Origin of the sequence: Psychrobacter sp. Ps7 (genome assembly GCF_022129225.1) — a bacterium.
Lineage (GTDB): Bacteria > Pseudomonadota > Gammaproteobacteria > Pseudomonadales > Moraxellaceae > Psychrobacter > Psychrobacter immobilis_A.
The window spans coordinates 1-24477 of record NZ_JADQAH010000033.1 but is presented as its reverse complement, the minus strand read 5'-3'; the positions used below and the strand labels follow the sequence as shown (position 1 = coordinate 24477).

19 protein-coding genes are annotated in these 24477 nt (G+C 41.1%); 18 read left to right on the top strand and 1 reads right to left on the bottom strand.

Annotated elements, in window-relative coordinates:
- Positions 1–266 precede the first annotated feature (266 nt).
- From tssH to I3257_RS10760, 18 genes are all read left to right on the top strand, one after another.
- Positions 267–3212, top strand: coding sequence for a type VI secretion system ATPase TssH (tssH, locus tag I3257_RS10845; RefSeq protein WP_238049746.1), 2946 nt, complete (start codon positions 267–269; stop codon positions 3210–3212).
- Positions 3212–4360, top strand: a complete 1149-nt coding sequence (gene tssA, locus I3257_RS10840) for a type VI secretion system protein TssA (protein WP_193009437.1) — start codon at positions 3212–3214, stop codon at positions 4358–4360. The genes tssH and tssA overlap by 1 nt, the downstream gene beginning before the upstream one ends.
- A 106-nt stretch (positions 4361–4466) precedes the next feature.
- The gene (locus tag I3257_RS10835) at positions 4467–7382 is read left to right on the top strand and encodes a contractile injection system protein, VgrG/Pvc8 family (protein WP_201553637.1); all 2916 of its coding nucleotides are present in this window, start codon (positions 4467–4469) and stop codon (positions 7380–7382) included.
- A gap of 2 nt (positions 7383–7384) precedes the next feature.
- Entirely contained in the window at positions 7385–8836 is a 1452-nt protein-coding gene (locus I3257_RS10830; RefSeq protein WP_201553638.1) for a hypothetical protein, read from the top strand.
- Positions 8837–8839: 3 nt separating this feature from the next.
- Complete coding sequence (locus tag I3257_RS10825; protein WP_201553639.1) at positions 8840–9295, top strand: hypothetical protein; 456 nt, start codon at positions 8840–8842, stop codon at positions 9293–9295.
- Positions 9296–9328: 33 nt separating this feature from the next.
- Complete coding sequence (locus I3257_RS10820; RefSeq protein WP_201553640.1) at positions 9329–9652, top strand: hypothetical protein; 324 nt, start codon at positions 9329–9331, stop codon at positions 9650–9652.
- A gap of 1 nt (position 9653) precedes the next feature.
- Positions 9654–11324, top strand: coding sequence for a DUF2345 domain-containing protein (locus I3257_RS10815; protein WP_201553641.1), 1671 nt, complete (start codon positions 9654–9656; stop codon positions 11322–11324).
- 14 nt (positions 11325–11338) lie between these two features.
- Entirely contained in the window at positions 11339–12826 is a 1488-nt protein-coding gene (locus tag I3257_RS10810) for a hypothetical protein (RefSeq protein ID WP_201553642.1), read from the top strand.
- A gap of 7 nt (positions 12827–12833) precedes the next feature.
- The gene (locus tag I3257_RS10805) at positions 12834–13757 is read left to right on the top strand and encodes a hypothetical protein (protein ID WP_201553643.1); all 924 of its coding nucleotides are present in this window, start codon (positions 12834–12836) and stop codon (positions 13755–13757) included.
- A 47-nt stretch (positions 13758–13804) separates the two neighbouring features.
- Entirely contained in the window at positions 13805–14362 is a 558-nt protein-coding gene (locus I3257_RS10800) for a hypothetical protein (RefSeq protein ID WP_201553644.1), read from the top strand.
- A 56-nt stretch (positions 14363–14418) separates the two neighbouring features.
- Complete coding sequence (locus I3257_RS10795) at positions 14419–15621, top strand: DUF6708 domain-containing protein (protein ID WP_201553645.1); 1203 nt, start codon at positions 14419–14421, stop codon at positions 15619–15621.
- Positions 15622–15688: 67 nt separating this feature from the next.
- The gene (locus tag I3257_RS10790; RefSeq protein ID WP_201553646.1) at positions 15689–16750 is read left to right on the top strand and encodes a hypothetical protein; all 1062 of its coding nucleotides are present in this window, start codon (positions 15689–15691) and stop codon (positions 16748–16750) included.
- A gap of 30 nt (positions 16751–16780) precedes the next feature.
- Positions 16781–17842: a hypothetical protein gene (locus I3257_RS10785; protein ID WP_238049745.1), complete on the top strand. Its 1062-nt coding sequence runs from the start codon at positions 16781–16783 to the stop codon at positions 17840–17842.
- A gap of 50 nt (positions 17843–17892) precedes the next feature.
- On the top strand, positions 17893–19359 hold the full coding sequence (locus tag I3257_RS10780; RefSeq protein WP_201553648.1) for a hypothetical protein: 1467 nt from the start codon (positions 17893–17895) through the stop codon (positions 19357–19359).
- 16 nt (positions 19360–19375) lie between these two features.
- Positions 19376–20440 carry a DUF2304 domain-containing protein gene (locus tag I3257_RS10775; RefSeq protein WP_238049744.1) on the top strand — a complete coding sequence of 355 codons (1065 nt, stop codon included), beginning with the start codon at positions 19376–19378 and terminating at the stop codon, positions 20438–20440.
- A 111-nt stretch (positions 20441–20551) separates the two neighbouring features.
- The gene (locus I3257_RS10770; protein WP_201553650.1) at positions 20552–21139 is read left to right on the top strand and encodes a hypothetical protein; all 588 of its coding nucleotides are present in this window, start codon (positions 20552–20554) and stop codon (positions 21137–21139) included.
- Between the two features lie 39 nt (positions 21140–21178).
- On the top strand, positions 21179–22237 hold the full coding sequence (locus I3257_RS10765) for a hypothetical protein (RefSeq protein WP_201553651.1): 1059 nt from the start codon (positions 21179–21181) through the stop codon (positions 22235–22237).
- Between the two features lie 51 nt (positions 22238–22288).
- On the top strand, positions 22289–23590 hold the full coding sequence (locus I3257_RS10760) for a hypothetical protein (RefSeq protein WP_238049743.1): 1302 nt from the start codon (positions 22289–22291) through the stop codon (positions 23588–23590).
- A 387-nt stretch (positions 23591–23977) separates the two neighbouring features.
- Here I3257_RS10760 and I3257_RS10755 read toward each other — a convergent pair whose 3' ends face one another.
- Entirely contained in the window at positions 23978–24397 is a 420-nt protein-coding gene (locus I3257_RS10755; protein ID WP_238049742.1) for a hypothetical protein, read from the bottom strand.
- Positions 24398–24477 lie beyond the last annotated feature (80 nt).

Here is a 24477-nt window from a genome sequence, read left to right as displayed (position 1 = left end):
CGGTTAATAGTTGTATATAAGCAGTTTTAAAGTAAATCAACTATAAATTGCTTGTTTACTAATAATGCTCAATAGCTGCTCTAATTTTGTATATCAGTTTTATATCGCCGTTTAATAAAAATAATTTTATACCATTCACAGAAATTAGAGTGGCAAGGAAAACGAGTGAAAGTACTACGCCTTGTAGGCTAAGCGAGTTTGACACAGCTAATCTTACTTTTTGGGTTTGGTATTAAGTCTAATAAGAATGCTAAAGGAAAAGATTTATGAGCCAGTTAAAAGCTGTAATTACCCGCTTAAGCCCGAGCTGCCGACAGTGTTTGCAGCAGGCCGCTAGGCTTTGTATTAATAATGGGCATCGTGAAGTAGATATTGTCCATCTATTGCATGAGCTGATTGCGACGCCGCACAATGACGTGGCTCAAATTTTAAAAGCAAATAAAATTAATCAGCAGTCATTGCTAGCTGACATAACAGATCTGCTCAGTACCTTTGGTCAGGCCACAGGTTCAACGCCAGTATTTAGTCAAGGTTTGATGACGTTGTTAGAAGATGCATGGGAGCTTGCAAGCAGTCAGCATACTCAAAGTGCTGATAATAACAGTCCACTAGAAATCCGCTCTGGTCATATATTGCTCGTGCTATTGGCTTATGAGCGTTATCAATCGCTACTCAAAACCCTTCCTGAACAGCTACAGTATATCGACCGCTTTACCCTAAAAGATGATTATGAGCGTCAATGTCTCGGTAGTACTGAGGGCAGTGGATCAAGCAGTAATAAAATTACCAATAGTAAAGGCGTTAATAAGGGTGCTGATGATGGTGCGAATAGTGCAGACAGTGATACTGACAACCAAGAATCTTTAGACACTAAGCAAACTGAAGCTAAGCCAACCCCTGCGTTGGATAAATATACTTATGATTTGACTGCCAAAGCCAGCGCTGAGCAAATAGATCCAGTCATCGGTCGCGAGTTTGAAATTCATCAGTTGATCGATATTTTGATTCGTCGCCGCCAAAATAACCCTATTTTGACGGGTGAGGCAGGGGTAGGTAAAACAGCAGTGGTAGAAGGATTGGCGCAAAAGATAGTCGCCGGTCAAGTGCCAGATCAGTTAAAGGACGTGACGATACGCAGTCTAGACATGGGCTTGCTACAAGCAGGGGCGAGCGTCAAAGGGGAGTTTGAAAACCGTCTCAAGCAAGTCATCGAAGAAGTACAAGCCTCGCTACAACCGATAATTTTGTTCATTGATGAAGCGCATACCTTAATCGGCGGTGGCGGGCAAACGGGTCAAAATGACGCAGCCAATTTGCTTAAGCCCGCGCTGGCTCGAGGTGAGCTTAGAACCATTGCTGCGACGACGTGGTCAGAGTATAAAAAGTACTTTGAAAAAGATGCGGCATTGTCACGCCGCTTTCAAGTGGTCAAAGTCGATGAGCCTGATATCGAGACAGCAGTAGCGATGATTCGTGGGTTGAGTGCCAAGATGCAGGATCATTTTGGCATATTAATCGATGACGATGCGCTACAAGCGGCGGTTGAGCTATCCGCACGTTATATCAGCGATAGGCAGCTGCCTGATAAAGCGGTCAGCGTATTAGATACGGCGGCTGCACGGGTGAGTTTATCAAAGACGGCTATACCCAATCAACTCGACAGATTAAAAGCGAAAGGGTTGCAACTAGAGCAGCATATCAATAATCTCAGTCAGCAGCTTGAGCGTATTGGCGGTGTGGACGAAAAAGAAAAAGTCAGCCAAAAAATTGCCGTATTAGATGAGCAGCGCCAAACCAATCAGCAAAGCATTGCTGATATGACCAGTCGTTGGCACGAACAGCGCGAGCTTAATGATCAGCTTGATTCCTTGAATCAGCAGTTGAATGACAAGACAGATGGTTCTGATGCGCTTAGTGCAAAAGAGCGCTTAGACAAACAAGCTGAATATCAAAGTATCGAGCAATCGTTAAAACAAGTACAAGAGACGCAGCGCCTTATTCATCCCGTATTGGATCGTCAGGTCATCAAGCAGATCATCTCAGATTGGACTGGAATACCGCTGAATGATATGGCAGGTAATGAAAAAGACCATATCTTGGGTTTGGCTGATACCTTGCAAGCCCGGGTCATCGGCCAAGATCATTCGGTGGCCGCTATCGTCAAGCGGATTCATACCGCAAAAGCCCGCTTAGATGATCCCAATCGTCCGCAAGGTGTGTTTATGCTCGTCGGGCCAAGTGGTGTAGGCAAGACCGAAACCGCGCTGGCGCTATCAGAGGTGCTGTACGGCGGTGAGCGTAACCTTATTACGATTAACCTGTCAGAGTATCAAGAAGCCCATAGCGTTGCTTCGTTAAAAGGCTCGCCTCCAGGTTATGTTGGCTATGGTGAAGGTGGTGTATTAACCGAAGCGATTCGCCGTCGTCCTTATAGCGTACTCTTACTTGATGAAGTAGAAAAAGCCCATCCAGACGTATTGGATTTGTTTTATCAGGTCTTTGATAAAGGGGTGATGGAAGACAGCGAAGGGCGTTTAATTGATTTCAAAAACACGCTTATTTTATTGACAAGTAATGTTGGTTCGTCTGCGATTATGCAGGCATGTATCAATACAGATCCGAGTGTTACTGACTTTAGCCTGCCAGACAGTGATAGCCTAAAACAAGTCATTAATCCGCATTTGTATAAAGCCTTTAAGCCCGCGTTTTTGGGTCGTTTAACGGTCATTCCTTATTATCCATTAACGGATGATGCGCTCGCAGAAATTATTCGCCTTAAGCTGGACAAAATCACTGGCCGTATTCATAACAATTATGATGTGCCTTGTGTCATTGATGATGAGGTGATTGAGCTGATTTTATCGCGTTGTCATGAGGTCGATTCTGGTGCACGTAACGCCGATGCGATTATCAGTCATACCTTGCTGCCGCAGATGGCGGGTCAGCTACTGGCTCATGATGACAGTCAAAGTGTGTTAAAGAAAATTACCGTATTCGTCGATGCGGACGATAATTTTGCCTACCGTCTGGATACTGATGCCGTTGTGGCGCTCAATCAAATGGCGCAACACAGCGAAGATGAAACTGAATATCAAGTTGAGGATCAAGTTAAAGAACCACCAAGAAAACCCCTTTCAGCTAAAAAGCCGACAGTGAAAAAAGTCGCCAGCAAAAAACCTACTAAAAAGGCTATTAAAGAGGAGTCATTATAATGAGTAACGATAACTCTTTAGTAAATAATATTGACACTCTTATTGCGCCGATTGAAGGCAGTCGTCATGGGGTCGGTGAAGACTTAATATTCGATCCACGTATTAATGCCATCGTTGCTGCTCGTCAAGAAGATGACCCATTACTGGCACAAGGCAATTGGGTCACTGAACTAAAAGTGGCTGACTGGGATTTTGTCAAAAACCAATGTGCCGATTTGCTCAGCCATACTAGTAAAGATATGAAGCTGGCACTTTGGTATGTCGATGCGTTGAGTCACACCGACCATTTAGCAGGTATTAGTCAGGGGTTAAGTCTGCTACAGACACTCAATGACGAGTATTGGCTCACTATGTATCCGCCGCTAGATGGTGAAGAAGACAGTATGGACATCAGAGCAGGGCTGTTGTCATGGTTCGTCAAAGCGCTATCCGATGATATTAAGCAGCTATCACTTTCTGATACAAAGACAGAAAAATATAACTACAATTACTATCTAACCGCGCGTGATCATGATAAGCAGCGTCAGCAAAATCCCGATAGCGAAACGTCCAATCAATTAACGCTAAGTGACTATAACCACGCCATCAAGACCAGTAGTGAGACTTGGCAACAAGCACTGATGAGTAATCTTAAAAAAGTTACTGAGCAGTGGCAGGCCCTGACTGATCAGTTAAATGATTTGATGGGCATGGATGCGCCAGTCTTCGCACCAGTCACGGATTTATTGGTTGCCCTGACCCAACATTTGCGACCGTTGATACCAGAATATTCTGATACTAGTAGTGTTTCTGCTCAAGAAAGCGTAGCCGATACTATGGACAGTATTGGTGAAAGTGCAATGTCTGATAGTAGTGGACAAGCTGCTAGCACAAAAAATATTAGCTCAACCAGTTTTAATCCTAGTAACCGAGATCATCAAAGCAATCGTCAGCAAGCGCTTAAACTATTAGGTCAAATTCAAGATTATTTTTCGACCAATGAGCCGCACAGCCCGGTGACGTTTTTACTCGGTCGGGCGATTGATTGGGCGGATATGCCGCTCGACCAATGGCTCACTCATATCATCAAAAACGAAGATCAGTTAGCGATACTCTCTGACATGATTGGAATCAAACCCAAACGTGATTCATCTGACGATGGCTATTAATTGAATCAACGACAAATGAATACTTAGTTAACGGGCAATCTGTGCACAAATTATAATCTTGCAATATTAAACTTTCCACCTTTGGACTGATAAAAAAGGGCTTACCATGGTATGGACTCAAACAAAGCGGCATGTGCAACTGAGTAGTGCCCATCTTGATATTGCTACCAGTCTCATTCAACAGGCTGACTTGATTGAAAGCTTACTTGGCATGCCTTTGCCCGACAGCGTTTGGAGTAAGCCCGCGCTTATGCCAGTGCCTACTTCCTACCCAAGCCCTTATCATCAAGATCAACGACAGCAGTCTTATCAGCAGCGCCAGCTCGCCCTCTATTGCGGCTACCGTATTAGCATTACTCTACTGCATCCACGGGCAGGACTGGATATAAAGCAATGGCTAGGGCAAAGTCTCTCGATACATTGGCATACGGGCGACACGCTACTGCCAAGCCAAACCCGTCACGGTATCATCACCGAAGTCGTTGCTCTCGGTAGTAACAGTGGTATGGCCGCCTACCGCATCATCTGTGAACCTAACTTAGGTCAATTACGCCTGAACAGTCATAATCGCCGTCATCATCATCTCAGTCTCAGTGAGCTAATTACCGATATTATCAGTCCATACGATATGAACGTTGAGATTGACGAGCGCCTCAGTGATGACAGCAACTATCATATTCAGCACAGCGTCCAATACAACCAAACCGATCTTGCTTATCTAACCCAATACCTTGCTCTCTATGGCATCACAGGCTATTACCGTCACGACATCGACAAGCACACTCTAATCTTACTACCTAGTGATGGAGAAGAATTGCGTCCTGATGTCAATGATATCCAAAGCATCCTCAGTCAAAACCCTGCCAACCTTGCTGATAGACAAGACCGCATCACTGCCATTCGTCCCCGTATTGCGCAGCATACTCAGCAAAGCGACTTACATCGTTATGACAGTCGCTTGATGAGTATCTATACTGGCAGTAGCAGTAGCGAGCAACCTATCGACTCATCAAACAGCACGCATCAGCGCTTTATGCACAGTCATAGCCGTTTTGATGATGACAGTCTCGATAAGCTCGCCACCCGCTACCAGCAGAACCAGCAGCAGCGTGCCAATCTAGGCAGCCTCACTGGTAATATCCGTCATCTGAGTTTGCCAAGTAGCCACTATATCGATGGCAACCCTTATTTAACCGATCCCATCAGTTTAGTGTCTATTCATCAGCACATTAATAATCATATTCCTACGGATTGGTTGGGGGCAGCACCCTTTGATCCTATTACCTTGCAGTCCAATACGAACCATGATAATGATGACGACAATGATAATAACGTCCATCATATCAGCGCCTGCTACCTGCCATTTCCGCACCATCACCATATTCCCTATGGGGAACAGCTGGACAAACTTGGACAACCGCATCCGAGCCTGACAGGTCTGATGAGTGCCAGTATTATTGATACAGACAGCAGCGCCATTACTCATGACCGTAACCATCGTGCCCATATTAGATATCACTGGCAGCAAGAAGAAGATGGGCAGGATAACAATAGTGACAGCGCGCATTGGATACCCATCGCCAGTCACCTCGTCGCTGACCACATGGGACAGACCCATCCTTTGCGTCATGGACAGCACGTCCTTATCGACTTCATCGGTGGCGACATTACTCATCCTATCATCATCGGTAGCACCCATAACGGCCAGGGTAATTCTGATGCTCAGCACAATAGTCTGACTAGCGATTCTGACCACATAGACGCCACTAGCCCCGCATGGTTTATCAATCAAAGCCATGCTCATCCTATAGACGGTATCAAAACTCAAAGCATCGATAGCAGTCGCAGCGGAGAGGCGACCAAAGACAGCCTCATTAATGGCTACAATCAGCTAATGTTTGATGCCCATCCTGACAGTCCGCAAATTAATGTCTATAGCAGCAGCTTCCAGTCTAGCCTGACCATTGGACATCTGTATCAGCAAACCGACCATACACGTGGTAAAGCTAGAGGACGCGGTATTAGCATCGAAACCCAAGCAGCTAGTACTATACAAGGCAGCAGCGGTATTCATATTAGCAGTCACAATATGAATAATGCATCGAATAGCCACATGGGTCATGACAGTCATAGCAAACTGCAAACTGCTGACCAGCACCAAAAAGCTTACGCTCAGCTAGCTGACATCCATCAGCCCGTGGGATTAGAAAGCAGCAGCAATAACAAGCAAAGCAGTAGTAAAGAAGATGCGCAAACACCTTTTGCCCAATTTAGCGAAGATACCAATGACTCAAGTTTAAGCGAGTCAGGACAATGGCAACAACCTAATCTACTGATCGACTCTCAGCGTCATCTCGCGATGCTAAGCGGACAACACAGTCAGCATACCAGCACCAAGAATACACATAGCCACGCGACAGACAATACTCATCATCACAGCCAGACGCAAATGAATCAGCTGGTGGCAGGAGACATTCACTACTATTCAAACAAAGCCCAAACCCATACCGCCGCTCATGGTGATGTGACTATACAAGCGCACCAAGCGCAAATGCGACTTGATAGTGAGCAAGTCCTACGTATTCATAGTCGAGACAGTATTGAGATTATCGCGCCTGATACGCTAACCCTAAAAGCGGCGGGCAGTGGCATCGAGATATCGGGTGGTAATGTGACGTTTATCACACCAAGTCAGGTGGGCTATAAGGCCAGTAAAGTGGATTGGGGTAGTGGGGGTGGAGCAGGATCTCCTGCTGTACACTTACCGACAGCCAAACTACCTGAAAACTTAGACTATTATCTACGCTATATAGTACATGACCAAGATGATAACCCGCTTGCTTTTACCAAATGTATGCTTATTAAACCTGATGGTTCGACAGAAATTCATATTACTGACTATGAAGGTAAGTTAAAACTATTAGTTGATGAAGAATCGAAGGACTATGAGTTGCATGTGATTGTTCATGAAGTGGAGGAAGCAGTAGAGGATGATGAAGTGGATGTAGAGGGAGAAGACTAGATATGGCTAAATATTATACAAAACTTAAATTAGAAGTATCAGACATGGTCGATATTAGCTTAATTAGATATGATGTTACAGTCACTTATAAGAGTCTTTCGGCAAAACCCACAAGTAGTAAGCCACATTCATTAGGTAAAAATAGAAGGTTCAGTAACAATGGTCTATCTGAAAAACATAATCTCTCTAACCGTGGTGTCGAAGAAGTCAGATATTACATCAAAGATATAAAAGGTAAGCCTATAAAAGATATTACGGCAAATCCACTATCTAAGGAAGGGCGAGCTAGTAGATATAAGCTCAAAACAACGCCAGCATCACTCAAAAGAGACCCGAAGAATAATAAAATAGTAGGTGTAGATAATACTGAAGTTGCTTGGTATTTAGTTAAAAAACAAGAATCTATTGAAAGTTTTTTAACAAGAGCTTATAAATACACACCAACCAAATTAGAAGAGAACATCTTTCGAGCTAATAATCCACATTTAATCGGTACGCCTGTTCTTACTTTACAACCTGGTGACGTTGTGATTTTATCCAACTCATCTCATAGCAGTAATACTGAACTTCAAAAGATGAAAAAATATGCAAAAGATGCCAAAAATAAAATTGAAAAAATGAAGAGAGAGAAAGGTTTTAATCCAGAGCTTTTTGTTTATTTGTCAGATTTGACCACAAGTACTTTATCTGATGCTGATTTTGTTGGCGTATCTTCAAACCCTGTGCCAACTGAAATAACAAATGATAATAAGGATAGTGATAAAACCCTTCTTGACTATTTTGCAGATGGTTCTAGTGCTGTAATAACATTCTCAAGTCAAACTAATAAAGATACATTAAAGAATTTTGGAACACTAGTGAGTAACTATAATGAAGCACAAGGTACGAAATCTGGTAATTCAAAACATTTCTCTCAATTTAGAACGGACAACGCAAAAATATATAAAGCTTTGAACAATAAATTATCATTACGGTTTTTAAAATGGGATCAAGGGGTAAGAACTGATAAATTGAGTAAGTCGATCAAGTCCGAAATGAAAAGATCGACATCATTTAATGGAGGCTTGGATGCTTACGTAAATAATATGGAGAAAAATGGAAAAGTAACAAAGACTTTGAAACTTGGTGGTAATCTAGTTGTTGGATACAACGCATTTAAAGGTAGTAAAGAGATTCATGACGCATACAAATCTAAAAACTCAGATAAACTTCATAAAGCTGTAGCCATTGAGCCATTAAAGCTATCAGGATCTGTAATAGGCGCTGAATATGGAGCTGCACAAGGTGCGGTAGTTGGCGCTATAATTGTAGGTTTTACTGTAGGAACAGGAGGTATAGGAGGTGTCGTCATTGTAGGTCTCAGTGCAGTGATTGGGGGTTTTGGGGGTGGGTTACTTGGGGGCAGTTTAGGAGAGATAGCAGGTAATATTGTTTATGAAAATACTAGGAATTAAATTGTGAAAAAAAAATCAATCCTACACTTATTATCATTTGTATTCTTCACATTTCTATTTGTTTACTGGTTATTTTTTATTGATAGCAAATCAGATAGTGAGATTTATGCAGTACCGGTTGTATATCTAATGTTCGCAGTAGCTCCTTTACTAAGCCTAGCTTTACAATACGAAGTTATTAAAGATAAGGAGTTTTTCAACAACTTTACAAGTAGCACTACTAAAGTTTTTAAAATGAACGATTATCTGCGCATATCTTTTCTGCTTCTCTATAATTTGGGAGCTTACGCTGGTATTCAGATGAGAAAAAAAATTTTAAAAAAAGAATATAGAAAAACAGATATAAGACACATAGAGCTAGTCAATGAAATTATAGATAGGAAAAGGATTTTACTCATTATTCTAACTATTCAATTATTGATAACTATTTTATTATTCAGTAGTTTCTTCTTTATTTGAGATGTATCGATAGAATAGTATTGAGCTTGTGGAATGGGTAATAACAGTACCAATACTGATATACAGGTGGGTGACTGGATTATTAATACCCTATGTAATTTGCAGCCTGACCTAATCTCTTTAATCAAACAACAAGAACAAAAGAGCGTCAACACTGACAGACTTTATGACTCATTGAAAGGAGATATACAAGCTTCGTTCACTGTGCTATCAGAGTTCATTGGAAAGAACGAAAGTAAATACGGCAAGTTGTTTGGCCAATTAAGCGGCAATAAGTTATCTCAAGATACAGCAACTGCTATATCAGTGTTGATTTCAAATAGCTATCAAACCATATTGGGAGATCAACGACAATAACGTGCATCACATCAGCGCCTGCTACCTGCCATTTCCGCACCATCACCATATTCCTTATGGAGAGCAGCTTGCTACACTTGGGCAACCGCATCCGAGTCTAACAGGACTTATGAGCGCCAGCATCATAGACACAGACAGCAGCGCTATCACTCATGACCGTAACCACCGTGCCCATATTAGATACCACTGGCAAAGCGAAGGCGGCGACAGCGCGCATTGGATACCCATTGCCAGCCACTTAGTCGCTGATCACATGGGACAAACCCATCCGCTACGCCATGGGCAACACGTACTTATCGACTTTATCGGTGGCGACATCACTCATCCCATCATCATTGGTAGCACCCATAATGGCCAAGGCAATTCTGATGCTCAGCACAACAGTATCGTCAGTGACTCAGGTAGCATTGATGCCACCAGTCCAGCTTGGTTTATCAACCAAAGCCATGCTTATCCCATAGACGGTATCAAGACTCAAAGTATCGATAGCAGTCGAACAGGCGAGGCGACCAAAGACAGCCTTATCAACGGCTATAACCAGCTAATGTTTGACGCCCATCCTGACAGCCCACAGATTAATGTTTATAGCAGCAGCTTCCAGTCTAGCCTAACCATTGGTCATCTATACCAGCATACCGACCATACTCGCGGTCAAGCACGGGGCAAAGGCATCAGCATCGAGACCCAAGCCGCCGCCAATGTGCAAGGCAGTACAGGTATTCATATCAGTAGCCACAATATTAACAGTGCATCGAATAGCCACATGAGTCATGACAGTCATAGCAAACTGCAAACTGCTGACCAACATCAACAAGCTTACGCTCAGCTAGCTGACATCCATCAGCCCGTGGGATTAGAAAGCAGCAGCAATAACAAGCAAAGCAGTAGTAAAGAAGATGCGCAAACACCTTTTGCCCAATTTAGCGAAGATACCAATGACTCAAGTTTAAGCGAGTCAGGACAATGGCAACAACCTAATCTACTGATCGACTCTCAGCGTCATCTCGCGATGCTAAGTGGACAACACAGCCAGCATACCAGTACCCAAAGCACGCATAGCCACGCGACAGACAATACTCATCATCACAGTCAAACGCAAATGAATCAGCTAGTAGCGGGCGATATCCATTACTACAGTAATAAAGCCCAAACCCATACCGCTGCTCATGGCGATGTGACCATACAAGCACATCAGAACGAGATGCGTTTAGATAGCGAGCAAGTACTGCGACTCCATAGCCGAGATAGTATTGAGATTATCGCGCCTGATACGCTAACGCTGAAAGCCGCAGGTAGTGGCATTGAGATATCGGGTGGTAATGTGACGTTTATCACGCCAAGTCAGGTGGGCTATAAGGCAAGTAAGGTGGATTGGGGCAGTGGGGGTGGAGTTAAAACTGAATTACCCTTCTTGCCGTCGGCAGAAATGAAAAATTGGATTGGTCTTAAGCTTTTAGGAGTTGATGGTGAAGGTATACCTGATGTTGGCTACAAGATATTTTTTGATAGCGGACAAGTTATTAAAGGAAGACTCGATAGAAAAGGTGAAGCACATCATGAAAATGTGCCTGAGCAGGCTAACCGTGTTGAATATGAAGAAAAAGATTTTGAAGACGCTACTCCTGATTCATTTCTTAAAGTTTTAGAAGCTGCTAAAAGCTTTATTAAATAATAGAAGGTGCAACTATGAGCTTTTTACCGAAAAAAGAAGAACTTTCAAATGCGCTTGCATGGTTTATGGTACCTGTTAATGGCGCTGTGCAAAAGGGTAAAGAAACAGCAAATGATATTGCCGATTGGCTTTGGGTAGTCATACAAGGTGATTTTGCAACGGAACCATCTACTGCTCAAGTCGTTACTGGTACTGTCGTTTCTATGATTCCGTTGGTAGACCAGATTTGTGATGTTCGAGATATCTGCGCTAACTGTAAAAAAATAAATGAAGATGACAGTAATCCTTGGGCATGGGTGGGTCTAATTTTGACCTTGATCGGTCTGTTTCCAGTTTTAGGATCGCTATTTAAAGGAATATTTAAAGTACTACTTGCCCCTATTAGACGCTTCATGATGAGACCTTTATCTAAAGCTGGCAAATTTTCAGGTAGCCTGATATATAAAGCAGTTGAACCAGCTATTGAGCAAGGTATAAAAGAGCTTAATAAGTTTTTAGGACGTCCTGCCGTAAAAAAGCTAATACGCAAAGAAGCCTCTGGGAACGTATACAGGTGGTCAGCTAAGCAACTAAGGAGTTTAAAAGCTAAAGTCAATAAGACGCAGATTTTAACAGTATTTGACGAGCATATTGGCTATCTAAAGGAGACTGTTGAATTTGTACAAAAGTATGGCAGCTCAGGTATAGGTAAAAAAGCAGCTGATATACTTAAAGTAGTAGTAGACATACGAAATCGTGCTAACAGACGTCTTGGTGAATTTTTAGCGCCTGTGCAAGACTTTTTAGAGCGGCTAGCAATACGTTTAGATGCTGAAGGAGGCTATAAAGCAGTAACCAACTTGACAAACGTTGCGAATTTTAGAAAAGTCCATACTGATGGTGAGGTGCAACTTATAAAAATCAGTTCGCCTAAATGGGTAGATGTGACCAGAAGAATTAAATATCCTAAAGTAGAAGAATGTCCCAAAATACCTAAAGGTTATCCCAATATTTCTGATAAAGGTAAAGGACCATTATGGAAAAAGTTTAACACATTTCATGATATGAAGGCAGTAGAACTAAAACAGGGGACGAGTTTATATCGCGTTGTTGACCCTACTAGTAATGATAATAGTATATGTTGGATGCGAGCTTCGGAGTATTTGAAACTTAAAAAACGAGAAGATTGGCGCAGACGTTTTGCAGTATGGGCAAGCTGGAATAGTAATGGAGAAGTCGTCCATTACATTGTTCCTAAAGGTGGTATGAAAGTTTGGGAAGGTAAAGCCGCCAGTCAAATACTTGAAAATAGTAAAGGTCAAATCCAAACGGCTAATGGACGCGGTGCTATGTATGTGTTAGAGGGTGGTGGCAAACAAATTGTACTTGATCCAGCACAATTAATTAAAAGCAGAGTAAAACCACGCAGAAAAACAGGATGGGGCTATGGTAGTGATCTAAAGGGTTTAGAAAATACAGATATGGTTGGCGTGCCAACCCTCAAACAAAACTGGTATAAGTGAGCAAACAATGGAAAACTATATAATAAGACCTCAAGAAATCTATTTATTAGAACGCTACAGCTCACCCGCTTATTTTAAAGAGATGCGCGATGCCTTTGCAACTATGTTAGAAGCTGCTGAGCAGGCGCTTGAGCTGTTTGTCAATGATTTACCGTTTGATTACCGTACACGTCCTATCAATAGACAGCCTGATATCGTCTGGGGCGAACGGGTATTGCCAAACCTGCGTGATACTCTAGACAGCTTAAATGTTGGTTATCAAGAGCTGTTAAAAGGGGATCTAGCGGCAATAAGATATGGCGGTAATGTTGAGAGTGATTTTCGGGCTATCAGTATGGATTATGATATCGATTGGATGCCTGAGCAGCAACAACTTGATTATGAAAAATGGCGGAGAGAGGCAAGCACGCGCGCTTTTAACTTAGAAATAACCAGTTATTTTGGCTGGAAAATTGGTAGTTTAATTGAACGCTATACTACTGAATCGCGAGGACCACTTAACCCACCCGAATCGTGGCCTATTTATCGTCTTAATCCAAAATATAGCGTTGAGTTAGATGAAGTCGTCCCTGTCGCAGGTATTTATGTACCTAGTAGAGCAGATGCCAGTGCTCAAGTGTTATTGGATGGCATGTTAGCAAATGAAGCTTACGTCGGTTATGATCCTGAAACCATGCAAGCGGTTGGTGATGCACCAGTCACTTGGATGTTGGTTGAGCGTATCGCGGATACTGGCGGCGGTAACCATAATGTCGAGCCAAAACGTTTACGTTGTGAGTCGGGTAAACCTTGTCCATTCACAGGCTACTGGTGGTCACCATCAAGTAAAGATGTCAAACACTTCAAAGCAGGCGACATCATGCCAAAGATGAAGCGACTTGAATGGCAAACTATCTGGTATTTCAACGAGACCAATCAGTTAGACGATTAAGTTAATCAATATTTTATCAATCAACTTATAATAAATGAGTTTTACATATGGTAAATCATTCAATTCCAAAGACCTTATTTAAAATGTGGCTGTGTGTGTCCCTACTATTTACGATAGGAGTTAGTCAGTCGCAACTTGCTATGGCAGCTGACACTTCTTATGCTGATAATACGTCCAAGACCGCAGAAGAGTTGAGATTAGAGTATCTCGAAGCGCTTGAAGAAGAGCAGAACAAGCTATATTTTGAAAACTTTGCAACCAATCCTGATGACATTCCGATCAGTGAGTATGAAGGAGGGACAGATCGATACTTTGGCGATTTAAGAGTTGAAGGTGATGAGCTTATATTAGAAATTTCAGGTGGTGAGCTACTTATTATCACCAGAAACGAGCGTCAAGAACAGCTTAGACAGCAACTTATACAGTTTGTATCAGAGCATAGCGATGTGTCAGTTAATGTTGGCATACAAGGTTTGATAAATGTAGATAGTGAGCCAACGACAGAGGACTTGGATGAATTGGTTCTTGTGAATTACAATAATTTAAAAGCTAACGCCACTCATAATCTTTTTAAGATGCTTAGCACAATTAATGATCAGGAATGAGGTTTGTACTTGATAAGAGTCTGCTCAAACTGCCACGACATTAAGGACAACTAAAAATGAGTGGATTCGTTGTAGACATGGAAGGGCGGTTTCGACTGACAAAGAAACCGCCATTTTTGACCCCAGGTTATCAAGCGGTAGGGCAGAAGCTTGTAGACGTTAAAGGCATCCATGAGACAGTGCCTTTGGATAAATATAAAAACTATGATGTGCCATTGCACCCTCAACAAACGGTGGTACAGTTTAACTCGACTTATCTTGAGACTACAGGGCGCAATGAAAGACGACGTGGTGATGCGGTAGGATGGGGATTATGTTTAGGGTTTGTGGGGCTATCTGTGAGTAATGGTATCCTCTATCTGATTGTAAAATCCACAATAGATTTTGACATCGTATTTCTTAGTATTGGTCTTATTCTCGCTTTTTCTATGATTCTATTCTTCGCTCCATTAATCAATGTGCTCTCAACCGAACTATTTACCACATGGCATTATCCCATCCGTTTTAATCGTAAAACCCGTAAGGTCTATGTCCGTCAATACAATCGTAAAGTAGAAGTATATAACTGGGATGACTTAACTTTTTTTATTGCCTATATCAATGAAGATAGAGACATCAGAGCCGTGACCTTTGATAAAAACGGCGAAACCATTACGGGTATGTTTGCACTTGCCTTTCAAAACAATGTCTTTGATAAAAGTTTAATCAGTTATTTTGAGTTTATCCGTCGTTATATGGAAGGTGACGATCAGCAACTAAAAGAAGTCAAAGAGGCCATACGTTACATCTATCCCATACATAAGAAACGTGAAACCCCGCTGATGTCATTTAAGCGTTTGATATTGAACGTAGTACATTACTCTCACGAAAACATGGAGTACCCTGAACGAACTTTTAGGTTTTACCCAGTGACAATAGTTATTCTACCTTTATTAGCTCTGCGTTATGTTGGCCGTGTGATCTCAATGCTGACCAGCTACCGCCATCAGTTTAGCAAAGCTATTGAAGCGGAATGTCAGATTGATCCCAATGACCCTTATGATTTAAACAAACATTTACCAGAGGGCAACCTTGAACAGAATAACCAGCCTATTTGGAAGACCATTGTTTACAGTGTAGGTATTATTATTGCTACTATTATCATGCTGTTTATCGGTGCATTTATTATAGACATGATAGGCGCGGCAAGACCACATGGTGACTATCCGAGCATGGTCGATAAACTCTGGTATGTGATTGGTTTGGGGTGGTTGTCTTAATAAATCATTGGCTACCTTTTTATTACTGTATGTGATTGCTTAGATAAAAGTAATTAGGGATAATAACATGCAACTACGCGATGATTTCGCTACCCACCTTAGTAAGCTTCACAATCCTATTGACCGTCCTTATACCGCCAGTATAGACAAAAGCTTATTAAAGAGCACTGAAGAGATTGAACATCTTAACAAAGAAATTCATGATGTTAATCCTGATTACTTAACCTTCCTACCCGCATACTTCTGGGTGTTTTATTTTGCTGTTGGCTGGGTTTATTTTTCTTCATTTTGGTTAGGTAATTATTTTCTTCAAGATATTGGAGAGGTTGTCTTTATAGATGGTGAATTTAGTATTTTTGATATAGTATTCAGCTTCTTATGGATTGTTGTATTTGGTACGCCACTAATTTTATTTCTCTATCAACTCATCAGAAAGCGCTTCATTCGTACCCAGTACTACTTTTTAAAAAAAGAACAGAAAATAGCTTATTATTACCGTCCATTATGGAATTTTAGACAGCCTTATGCGCTTAAGATAGTCGACTATAAAGATGTGCATCCAGACTTACATCAAGACCCATATAATCGAGCCTACACACCGCTTAATCTGTATGTCGCTGATCCTGAGACAGGCGATATCACCCATCATCTAAAGCTAGAAGATTATAGAGTCAACCCGCGTGTACAATGGGCATTTATCCGTACCTATATGGAAAATGAAGCCGATGACTTACCGATAAATCCTGAGTTCTGCGAAGCTTACCCAGCTGACACTAGTAAATCACTGTTTGCTTGTGCTGATATTATCTATCGTAAAAACAGCATACTGCCTAGTGATCATTCTGGCGGTGGTCAAATCATGGTCTTTATAATAGGCTCAATAATAGCCTTAGGTAATCTATTTCAGGCTAATCATTACCAATGTACCAAACGCGCCATCTTGCATCCCGACGTGCAAAAGCTACTCACATGGGACGGTCAAGATAACCCGTATCCAATACAGCCCATAACTTATGAAGCCAAACTAGCGTTTGAAGGTAGAAATTGGGAGGTTAATGTCAGATGGGTATGTATCATACTCATCAACGTTGGCTTATTTGTATGGGCAGTGGTGGCTTATAATAGCTAGCAAAAATTGCTAACTACATATTGTATAACTATGATCTTACCTGTTCCTCCTATACCTCCTGTCGGTAAAATACTCAGTCGCCCTTATGAAGGAGAGATTGGTAATTTCCAAGAAAAAAAAGCCAGTATTGATAGAATAAGTACACTTATTCATGATGTGAATCCAGACTATCTGCTATTTCATCCTATCATTAACTCTATTCAAAATGTATGGCTTTTAGCGTCATATTGTGGTGCATGGTTGTTTGGACAGTTTTTATTTTTATTTTTATATGTAGTTCTTAAATATTTTTTTATTGAAGAGTTTGAGCTAATAGTTTTATTTCCAATTATTATGCTTATAATATTCCTAACAATGCTTGGCTTTTCACCATATTTAACTCTAAAGCAACTAAAAAGAAAGCAATCTCGATACCATAAAATTCTACTACTAAAAAATACCCAGCAGATTGCTTACTACGAACATAACGGTAAGCAAGCCCCTATCTTTCATCTGATTAATTATAAAGATATCACAGCCTCCATAAGGCGTAATGAAGGTTTGGTGTATGAAGTACTGAATCTGCACATCATCGATGAATCAACAGGAGAACCAAGCTTATCTATTAACTGTGAAGACATGCAACTAAACCCTTATGATCAGTGGGCGTTTATTCGCACCTATATGGAACGTCCCGCTGAAGAGCTACCGCTTGATCCAAGGTACGCCCACGCCTGTCCCACCGATATCAGTACTTCGCTCCTTGCTTGTGCTGATATCGCCCAAGAGAAGAAAAACAAGGGCTTAACAGGGCTGCGTCATGAAGTGACTTTTATGGGTTGGTTACGAGCCTGTACCGTTAGCTACTTAGATCTCGCTGAGGGTAATATATACCAGTCGAGCGCTAATCCTGCACTACATCCGGAAGTTCAGCGTCGGCTTATGTGGGATGGTCAAAACAACCCATATAACATCTTGCCTGTCACAGCAGAGCGCCAAGCAGCTTTTGCAAACCAAAATCAAGCCGTTAAGCGGAAATGGTATTCAGGTATCGCCGTGAATGCGACATGGTTTATTGGCTCGATATTGTATGTGATGTTGGTAATTGCTTAGATAAAAACTTATCAGCCAACCTCTATTAAACAGTACGAGAACCGCTAAAAATGAACAACTACATCATCAGACCTCAAGCAATCTATTTATTAGAACGTTACAGTTCACCCGTTTATTTTAAAGAGATGCGCGATGCTTTTGCGAATATGCTAGACGCTGCTGAATACGCTCTAGAACTATTCGTCAACGATTTACCCTTTGATTACCGTACGCGCTCCTTAAACCAACAACCTGATATCGTTTGGGGCGAGCGCGTATTACCGAACTTACGTGATACTTTAGATAGTCTTAATATTGGCTATCAAGAGCTGTTAAATGGCGACTTAGCAGCTAAAGGCATTGAATGGCACAATAGTGCCCAAAAAATAGCGAATGGAAGTATGGGTGTCGTGTCTGTTTTTATCGCATATTTCCAGTTAAATGCAGTGATCGCCAGTGTACCAGCGATCGCCAGATTAAAATACGCAGGCGACCCGCTACGGCTAACGCAAGAGCAATTAGGTACTATCAGCTCTGGACTTGCATTAGTCACGGCGAGTATGGATGTGGCAGCATCGGGAGCTAGCGTGCTTGGCAGAACCAGCTTTGCAAACAGGCTTGTCTATCGCGCAGGGTGGCTAGGTGTGGTTGGCGCGACGTTTGAGGTAGGAAGCTTAGCAATTTATGGCTATCGTAAATTTAATGATGGGAATTTAACATCTTCAGCGTTAACAATAGGTTCAGCCGTCTCGATAGGTGCTTCAGCTTATGCCGGATTTAATCTAGGCTTATTAGCGATAGCATCGCCAGCCGCCGCATTACCTGCGCTACCACTATTAGCGATTATGTTTGTCGGTATGACTCTAAGCTATACTTTTCAGCGCCTAGCCTATAAGTTTGATGATAAAAACAATACATTGATAGAATACTGGTTAGACAACAGCGTGTTTGGTCATAAAGCTATGCGAGGACAAGATTATTATTTAATTAATCCGTTTCAGTCAAAGTCGCCTTTCAATAGTTTGGAGCAAGACATTAGTGGCTTTATCACGGCTTGTACCTTTTTCTTAGCTAATAATCGTTTGCAAACCTTTCAAGGTAATGTACCTGTGGAGCACGAAATAAGCACAAACAGTGAGATAAGACTTCCGCCAATCCTTGAGATTGTAAAAGAGCATTTGACCTTATTTGAAAGTCAGGTTCATATTGGCAATTGGGACAAAGCAAGCCAGTTGACGATAGAAGTCATCGCTGACAAAAACGGCATAGAACAAAACCTATATAAAGCGACATTCTATAACTCTACCAGCGATGAGCCAGTTGCTAGTAATATTACGTCATTAGCTATTGAGAAATTGCTACCTATAGTGACAAAAGAGAAGTTAGACGATCAGTTTGTTATTAGAACGCAGTTATTAAAGTTTGAACCGCATAGTATCAATAATGCAAAAGTGATTGTGACTTATACGCCTGATACTAGCAGCAATCTGCCATATCCTTTAAAAGACGTTGGCTATCTAGATAACAACAAGTATTAAAGATTACGAGAAAATAATGATTTATAATCCTCCAAACAATACTCATCCTATCGAAAAGCTCCTGAGTCGACCTTGGGAAGAAAGCATACCTGCGTATCGAGAAAAAGTAGCGAGTATAGAAAAGCTGAGCCGTGATGTGCATGAGGTAAATCCAGATTATCTACTGTTCCATCCCATTATTAACTCATATCAATTGGTTGGATTTTTGATGGCTTATTGCTTTAGTTGGTTGTTTGGGCAAACTTTATTTATTTCAGTTGTTATTTTTTATGACATTTTATTTAAAAGCGATTTTGATTGGATAGCTGTTTTCTTAATTATCGTACAGCTATTGTCTATTTTAATGTTTGGATTACTACCGTATATAGCATATAAACAGTTTAAAAACAAAAAATCCCATTATAATAAAATAGTATTGTTAAAACAGACCCAACAAATTGCCTATTATGAGCATAATCGTAAGCAAGCGCCTGTTTTTCATTTAATTAATTATAAAGATATTGTCGCCTCAGTCAGACGTAACAACGGCGTCGTTTTTGAAGCCTTGAACCTGCATGTGATTGATCCTAAAACCAACCAAACCATCCAAAGTATTAATCTCGAAGATATGCAACTTAGCCCTTACGACCAATGGACGTTTATCCGTACCTATATGGAGCGTCCCGCAGACGAGCTACCGCTTGACCCACGATATGCCCACGCGTGTCCAACAGATATCAGCACATCGCTACTCGCCTGTGCCGATATTGCTCAAGAGAAAAAAGACAAGGGTCTGACTGGACTACAACATGAAGTGACCTTTATGGGTTGGTTGCGCGCTTGTACCGTCAGTTACTTAGACTTGGCCGAAGGCAATATCTATCAATCGAGTGCCAATCCTGCACTACATCCAGAAGTTCAGCGACGGCTTATGTGGGATGGGCAAAACAATCCGTATAACATTCTGCCTGTCACAGCAGAGCGTCAAGCCGCTTTTGCAAACCAAAACCAAGCGGTAAAGCTGAAATGGTATTCAGGTATCGCCGTGAATGCGACATGGTTTATTGGGTCAATACTGTATGTAATGCTGGTGATTGCTTAGGATGATTGACTAATAATCTATAGCTTTCAGCGTTTAGCTTATAAGTATGATAATAAACGAAACGTATTAATAGAGTATTGGCTAGACAACAGCGTGTTTGGTCATAAAGCTATGCGAGGACAAGACTACTACCTGATAAACCCGTTTCAGACACAGCCCGCTTTTAACAGTTTAGCAGATGACATTAGTGGCTTTATCACTGCGAGCACCTTATTCTTAGCCAATAATCGTTTGCAAACCTTTCAAGGTAGAATGCCTGTAGAGCATAAAGTTGACTCAACCAGTGAAATAAGGCTACCGCCAGTATTCGGCAGTGTGCGAGAGCATCTGACCTTATTTGAAAGTCAGGTTCACATTGGCAATTGGGACAAAGCAAGCCAGTTGACGATAGAAGTCGTCGCTGATAAAAACGGCAGAGCACAAAACCTATATAAAGCGACATTCTATAACTCTACCAGCGATGAACCCGTTGCTAGTAATATTACGTCATTAGCCATTGAGAAATTAATACCGATAGTGACAAAAAAAGTGACTGAAAAAGAGTCGGAAACTCACTTTATCATTGATACGCAGTTACTAAAGTTTGAACCCCATAATATTAGCAAGGCAAAAGTGATCGTTACTTATACGCCTGATAGTAGCCGCAATCCGTCATACCCCTTAAAAAACGTAAGCTATCTAGATAATAATAAATATTAAAAAATCTGATGAAACAATACATTTGAGTTGAATGCTACTATGATCTTACCTGTTCCTCCTATACCTCCTGTCGGTAAAATACTCAGTCGCCCTTATGAAGGAGAGATTGGTAATTTCCAAGAAAAAAAAGCCAGTATTGATAGAATAAGTACACTTATTCATGATGTGAATCCAGACTATCTGCTATTTCATCCTATTATTAACTCTATTCAAAACTTAGTTTTATTGGCATCTTATGCCTCACTATGGTTGCTTGGACAGTTTTTTTTCTTAATTTACGCTATGTTCAATTCAGTAATAAAGGAAGGAGTATTAATCTACTATCTTTATGCGATTATATGTCTAATATTTATCCTCATTAGTTTTTTCACTGCTCCTTTTCTAACTTTAAAACAACTTAAAACTAAAAAATCTCGATACCACAAAATCTTACTACTAAAAAATACCCAGCAGATTGCTTACTACGAGCATAACCGTAAGCAAGCCCCTATCTTTCATCTGATTAATTATAAAGACATCACAGCCTCCGTAAGACGCAATGAAGGTTTGGTGTATGAAGTACTGAATCTGCATGTCATCGATGAGTCAACAAGAGAACCAAGCTTATCTATTAACTTTGAAGACATGCAACTAAACCCTTACGACCAGTGGGCGTTTATTCGCACCTATATGGAACGTCCCGCTGAAGAGCTACCGCTTGATCCCCGATATGCTCATGCTTGTCCGACAGACATCAGTACCTCACTCTTTGCCTGTGCTGATATTGCTCAAGAGAAGAAAAACAAAGGCTTAACAGGACTACGCCACGAGGTGACTTTTATGGGTTGGTTGCGCGCTTGTACGGTTAGCTACTTAGATTTAGCCGAGGGTAATATATACCAGTCGAGCGCTAATCCTGCTCTACATCCGGAAGTGCAACGTCGGCTCATGTGGGATGGGCAAAACAACCCATATAATATTCTGCCTGTCACCGCAGAGCGCCAAGCAGCTTTTGCAAACCAAAATCAAGCCGTTAAGCGGAAATGGTATTCAGGAATGGCTATTAATGCGACTTGGTTTATTGGCTCTATATTGTATGTGATGCTGGTGATTGCTTAGATGAAAACTGATTAGCCAACGTCGATTAGACAGTACGAGAATCAATAAAAAATGAATAACTACATCATAAGACCGCAAGAGATTTACTTATTAGAGCGCTATAGCTCACCTGCTTACTTTAAAGAGATGCGCGATGCCTTTGCGAATATGTTAGAAGCTGCTGAATACGCATTAGAACTGTTCGTCAATGATTTGCCCTTTGATTACCGAACGCGTCCTATTAACAGACAACCTGATATCGTCTGGGGCGAGCGGGTATTGCCAAACCTGAGTGATACTCTAGACAGCTTAAATGTTGGCTATCAAGAGCTGTTAAATGGCGATTTAATAGCAATAAGATATGGTGGTAATGTTGAGAGTGATTTTCGCGCTATCAGTATGGATTATGATACCGACTGGATGCCAGAGCAGCAACAGCTGAATTATGAGAAATGGGAAAGAGAGGCAAGCTTATGCGCTTTTAACATGGGAATAACCAGTTATTTTGGTTGGTGTTTATACGACTTAATAGAAAATTATAGCATTGAATCAAGAGGAGCGCTCAATGCGCCTGAATCATGGCCTATCTATAGTCTCAACCAACAATATAGCGTTAAGGTAGATGAAGTCGTCCCTGTCGCTGGCATTTATGTACCAAATCGAGCAGATGCCAGTGCTCAAGTGCTATTGGATGGCATGTTAGCAAATGAAGCTAATGTCGGTTATGACCCTGATACGACACACGCTGTCGGTAGAGCTCCTGTTACTTGGATGCTCGTTGAGCGTATCGCGGATAGTGGTGGTGGCAGTAGTGTAGTACTGGAATCTTCACGTTGTGAGGCAAATCAGCCTTGTCCGCAGACAGGATATTGGTGGTCACCTGCCAGTCAGGAGTTGCAACATTTTCAAGCAGAAGACATCATGCCAGACATGACTAAAGGAAGGTGGGAAACCATTTGGTATTTTAACGCAACCAACCCGATGACTATTCAACCTACCACGAGTTATATAAAAAGGAAAAGAGCCAGGCGACCCAAAGTTTACCAACGACACAATGGAAATGCGTATTTAAATAGCTCTGTTAAACATGCCTTTTTCACTATGATCATCGTAGATATATCGATTCTGCTGTTTGTTGAACAAACTCGCGGTCCTTTAATCTATGAGCAATTATTAAAGGCTATCTTTATGCAGGCACTGTGTTTATTTATGCTCACGGATTCCAAATTAATGCTTGCGCTGGCTAGTGTCACCAATAGGCCGTTAAGTACTATGAAAGTGGCTGCTTTTTTTATCATGTTAGGATCGTTCTATCTATTTTTTATTACGACACAAGGTTTGCCTTTTCAGAATGGGATAATAGGATGTGGCTAACTATTGATTATATACAATTGATATAGCTTATTACCCTAAACGTGAGAAGGACGTTTAACAGTAAAGCTAGCAGTTGATTACTAGCAAATTGTCTAAATAGTGGAAAAAAATTAGTTTAATAAGAGAAAATGCACAATAAGAAAAAGGCTTCCAATTGCTTGGAAGCCTTTTAATATAATGGTACCCGGAGCCGGAACGGTAGATTGCTTTCAAGGCACTGATTTTTATAGTTATTATCTATATGATTAATGTTAGTATACTTGCCAGTACACTTAAGATTGTATTTTCACAACAAATGATAAATCCTAGTATGAACTCAATAGTTTAATCTAACTGACTAATCTTATCGTAATTCACCAATTTCAAAACTTCTAAGAACAGGTTTTACTATTTAAGGAGTACAACATCATTGTACTCCTTATCCAAAATCTTTTTTAAGGATTCTACTGAATTTTCACCGTAGGCTTCTGCAATTTTATCCAGTTTCTTACTGTACCCATAAGGCAGTTTAATCTGTTTTTCAATCTTAACTGGCTTCTTATCTCTAAAAACCTTCTGGTTCCAAGCGTTTCGGATGTTACTAAGTATTTTCTCCTTATATTCACTATTTTCGTAACCAGTATGAAAAGGGTCTAGGTTATTGAACGATTGATTTGGTAGATTGTCTACTTCAATAGCTGTAGTCGAATTAGGATGCAAGTCTAGTGCATCTATCGAAGCACATATTTGTATGTAGCTCTCTTTATTGTTAGCTGGTAGAAAGTTATATGGTTGAATCAATAAGCCTAATCTTTGAAGATATTCCATAGCCCAATCAAGTTGTTCTCTACTATGACCCCTGCTGTCAAATCCGTATAACTAAACTTGGGAGATTTTGATTACGCAGC

Coding starts and splice junctions, on each gene's coding strand:
- I3257_RS10765 (WP_201553651.1), top strand. CDS start 21,179: ATGATCTTACCTGTTCCTCCTATACCTCCTGTCGGTAAAATACTCAGT.
- I3257_RS10775 (WP_238049744.1), top strand. CDS start 19,376: ATGATTTATAATCCTCCAAACAATACTCATCCTATCGAAAAGCTCCTG.
- I3257_RS10760 (WP_238049743.1), top strand. CDS start 22,289: ATGAATAACTACATCATAAGACCGCAAGAGATTTACTTATTAGAGCGC.
- I3257_RS10795 (WP_201553645.1), top strand. CDS start 14,419: ATGAGTGGATTCGTTGTAGACATGGAAGGGCGGTTTCGACTGACAAAG.
- I3257_RS10830 (WP_201553638.1), top strand. CDS start 7,385: ATGGCTAAATATTATACAAAACTTAAATTAGAAGTATCAGACATGGTC.
- I3257_RS10820 (WP_201553640.1), top strand. CDS start 9,329: ATGGGTAATAACAGTACCAATACTGATATACAGGTGGGTGACTGGATT.
- I3257_RS10755 (WP_238049742.1), bottom strand. CDS start 24,397: ATGGAATATCTTCAAAGATTAGGCTTATTGATTCAACCATATAACTTT.
- I3257_RS10800 (WP_201553644.1), top strand. CDS start 13,805: ATGGTAAATCATTCAATTCCAAAGACCTTATTTAAAATGTGGCTGTGT.
- tssH (WP_238049746.1), top strand. CDS start 267: ATGAGCCAGTTAAAAGCTGTAATTACCCGCTTAAGCCCGAGCTGCCGA.
- I3257_RS10780 (WP_201553648.1), top strand. CDS start 17,893: ATGAACAACTACATCATCAGACCTCAAGCAATCTATTTATTAGAACGT.
- I3257_RS10790 (WP_201553646.1), top strand. CDS start 15,689: ATGCAACTACGCGATGATTTCGCTACCCACCTTAGTAAGCTTCACAAT.
- I3257_RS10835 (WP_201553637.1), top strand. CDS start 4,467: ATGGTATGGACTCAAACAAAGCGGCATGTGCAACTGAGTAGTGCCCAT.
- I3257_RS10810 (WP_201553642.1), top strand. CDS start 11,339: ATGAGCTTTTTACCGAAAAAAGAAGAACTTTCAAATGCGCTTGCATGG.
- tssA (WP_193009437.1), top strand. CDS start 3,212: ATGAGTAACGATAACTCTTTAGTAAATAATATTGACACTCTTATTGCG.
- I3257_RS10770 (WP_201553650.1), top strand. CDS start 20,552: ATGCGAGGACAAGACTACTACCTGATAAACCCGTTTCAGACACAGCCC.
- I3257_RS10785 (WP_238049745.1), top strand. CDS start 16,781: ATGATCTTACCTGTTCCTCCTATACCTCCTGTCGGTAAAATACTCAGT.
- I3257_RS10805 (WP_201553643.1), top strand. CDS start 12,834: ATGGAAAACTATATAATAAGACCTCAAGAAATCTATTTATTAGAACGC.